A 3158-nucleotide genomic window follows, 5' to 3' on the forward strand; every position below is an offset into this window, starting at 1 on the left:
ATGAAAGAGGAAGCCATATATCTCCGGTCGCACCATAATGCCCGGCAGGCACTCAAGGAGCTTGTTGAAATGCCGGATATGGATGCCGACCGCATCATCAGGTCATTACGGGACACTCGTTTCATACCAAGCGGCAAGATCCAGAAAGAATACCCCATGGTTGGAAAGTTCAAGCTTTGGGATGCTGTCTCTGAGGCGCTCAGGCGTTCATTCTCTGAATGTCTGACCGAAAATGAGTTGAGTGATTTCAGTTGGTTATGATTCATGGGTTTGCGAGAACCTGATGAGATCAAGATGGCCTGGACTGAAATCACCCGCGCGCAGTATCGCCGGGACGACCTGGAGTATGCAAGCGACCTGCGCGATGCGGAGTGGGCGCTGATTGCGCCGCTGATGCCCGAGAAGAAACGGCTGGGCAGACCACGACGTACGGATTTGCGCCGGGTCATGGAGGCGATCCTCTATATCGTCACTACGGGTTGCCAGTGGCGACAATTTCCTCGTCACTTTCCCGCCTTCACGACCGTGCAGGGCTATTTCTACCGTTGGATCCGCGAGGGACGATGGGAAGCGATGAACCATATTCTCGTGATCCTGTCGCGTGAGCAGGACGGGCGAGACGCCACGCCTTCGGTAGGCATTATTGACAGCCAGTCGGTTAAAACTGCTGAAAACGGCGGTCCACGCGGTTATGACGCGGGCAAGAAGATCAAGGGACGCAAGCGACATATCGCGACCGACACGCTGGGTCATGTCGTGGCGGCTGTTGTACATCCCGCCGACATTCAGGATCGTGATGGTGCGCCGCTGGTAGCGGTCAGGATACGCTCATTGTTTCCCTGGCTTCGCCATCTGATCGGTGACGGGGGATATGCTGGCGAGAAGTTGCGTGGTGCGCTGGCTGAACTCGGCCGATGGACGATCGAGATCGTCAAGCGCAGTGACCGGGCCGAAGGCTTCGTCGTCCTGCCGAAACGCTGGATCGTGGAGCGCAGCTTTGCATGGCTCGGGCGCTGTCGCCGCCTCACGACGGATGTCGAGGCAACAATCTCGTCATCCCACGCGTGGTTGATGATCGCCCATATCCGCAGAGTTCTGCGGAAAATCAATCAAACCGCTTTCTGATTCAGGCTCTGAGACGTTCAAGCAATTCAAGTACAGGGCGCGGATCATGCTGAAACGCACGCAAGCAAGGCGCCCATGGCAGGCGCGGGCGCGTCCCCTCCGAAGCCAACCGACGCAGATGTGCGTTGTCATCATCAGCCCATGCCAGCATCTGCTCGTAGGATTGTTCTGGAAACTTCACCAGAAACGCACGGATACTGAATTCGGCAGTAAACCTCTTGGTGAGCTCAGCCTGTACGCGCATGGCTACTTCATAGTCATCAAGGCCGTATTTCTGAACAAAAAAGACATGCGGCATGTAACGAATTGTTGCGACATCAATATTTCCGGTCGGTGGAAGCTCTGGGCAAAGAGATGCTTCAATGATGGAAGCGGATTCAATAAAGTGAGCGGGTAGATATACATGCATGGCGTCCGCAATACGTGCAGAACGACCGATAAGTCCCAACTTGTTCGGGCCATGCATCGAATGCGCGACGAAGGCATCGGCGTCAAAAGAGGTATCCACGGCCCGAAGTTCGGCGGCAATCTCACATATGAGCGCCAGGTTGAATATGTCTTTCATAGCTGGAAATCTGTTACCGGATCGTTTTGGATCAAGGTGCGTGTCACCGAAATCGAATCCCGAGAGAGGCACAACATGAAAGGTGCATCTTGATACCCTTTCGCAATAGATCTAAAATTTCATGCTTGTCGTTAAGCATTGGGACAAAAAAGGGCTGATCATGAACAAGAAAAATATACCGGTAAGTGAATATAAAGATGTTAGAGGGCTCCTTGAAAGATATGTCGAGGCCTTGCGCACTGGCAATGTCAACAGCATGTCCGACATATTTCATAAAGATGTCGTGACGCATGGCATCGTCGACGGTGAGCTTGTGGGGGGCACTGGCAATCTGGCGGCCGAATTTATCAGGGTCAACGGAGCTTCCCCGGAAATCACATCTCATATCGATATACTCGACATTACTCCTGTCACGGCGGTCGTACGCATTATTACCGAAAATGACGCCATTGGCTCTGACTGCTGTGAATATCTTAATCTGATCAAAACAGGCGGAAGATGGTCAGTATTCTCCAAAGCTTTTCTGCAATTCGATAAGTGAGCAACTTCACAAGGCGCCCGTCATATTTATATCCATTGTGGTAAAAAAGGGGGAAGCAACCAGAATGTCAGGCCGGAAATCCCGCAGATATGACAGATGCCGGGCGCCTGCTTCTTCTCGATTATTTCTTCACAGCATCCGTCATGTTCTGGCTATGAATCCTGATCCTAATAATGCGGTGTGGATATGTTGTGGAGTTACTTCGCGATTTCGGTAAGGCTGCATTCACTTATGCCAACAACGATTTGCCATAAGATTTTTACTCATCATTCAGGTGGTTGGGCCCTTATCCGATCTTGAATTGTGATCACCCGGGAATGTCCTCTGTGGATGGCTCCTGCGTCGCAAGAGAAAAGTAACGTTCTGGCGTTGGTCGGGAGCAGTCTTCTGTTCGGCCTGTTGATGCAGTCGCTCAAAAGACTGCTGGCCCTGATGGAGTCCGCGAACAAGGCCCCATTCTGCTTATCAGGCTATGACGCCTCGGGCATTAAGTGGGTTGTCCCTGTTCCCGGCGGGCCTATCCTAGTGTCCTGATTCTGAAGTTTCGCTGATTTTGGTAGTACGGAGGCAGAATCGCTTGACGGCCTGCAGGATGTCGTCGGCGGATCTGGTCCATTTGAAGGGCTTGGGCTGTTCGTTATGGACGGCGATGAAAGCCCTGATGTCGGCCTCCAGGGCTTCGGTCGAACGGTGAATGCCGCGCCTGATCTGCTTTTCAGTGACGAGAGCGAAAAACCGCTCCACCTGATTGAGAGGTGGACCCGTCCGTTCGGACAGTTTTGTGGGCTTGATAAGCTATACCCGGTTGTTGTTATGCCGCCCTTCTGGCGGCGTTGCTGTTGGCCATCTGGTCCGGGGTTAACCCCGGACCAGATGGCGTCGGCACGTCATGATACGCCTCATCGGGCGTACGTCCAGCCAGCGCCG

General features: G+C 53.1%; 3 protein-coding genes and 2 pseudogenes. 3 read left to right on the plus strand and 2 right to left on the minus strand.

Annotated features, from left to right (window positions below):
- A pseudogene (locus CFR71_RS15375) lies at positions 1-261 on the plus strand (hypothetical protein); the annotation flags it as partial.
- A gap of 33 nt (positions 262-294) precedes the next feature.
- Entirely contained in the window at positions 295-1125 is an 831-nt protein-coding gene (locus CFR71_RS15380; RefSeq protein WP_110532191.1) for an IS5 family transposase, read from the plus strand.
- A gap of 1 nt (position 1126) precedes the next feature.
- On the opposite strand, the gene CFR71_RS15385 is transcribed toward CFR71_RS15380, so the two are convergent.
- Positions 1127-1690 (minus strand): hypothetical protein, encoded by a 564-nt coding sequence (locus CFR71_RS15385; RefSeq protein ID WP_110532185.1) that lies wholly within the window; start codon positions 1688-1690, stop codon positions 1127-1129.
- A 121-nt stretch (positions 1691-1811) separates the two neighbouring features.
- On the opposite strand from CFR71_RS15385, the gene CFR71_RS15390 reads away from it, so the two are divergent.
- A complete protein-coding gene (locus tag CFR71_RS15390) occupies positions 1812-2231 on the plus strand; it encodes a nuclear transport factor 2 family protein (RefSeq protein WP_110532187.1) in 420 nt (139 codons plus the stop codon).
- Positions 2232-2753: 522 nt separating this feature from the next.
- Here CFR71_RS15390 and CFR71_RS17080 read toward each other — a convergent pair.
- Positions 2754-2984 (minus strand): annotated as a pseudogene (locus CFR71_RS17080) (IS630 family transposase); the annotation flags it as partial.
- Positions 2985-3158 lie beyond the last annotated feature (174 nt).

The sequence above is a fragment of the Novacetimonas pomaceti genome, from assembly GCF_003207955.1.
Classification (GTDB): domain Bacteria; phylum Pseudomonadota; class Alphaproteobacteria; order Acetobacterales; family Acetobacteraceae; genus Novacetimonas; species Novacetimonas pomaceti.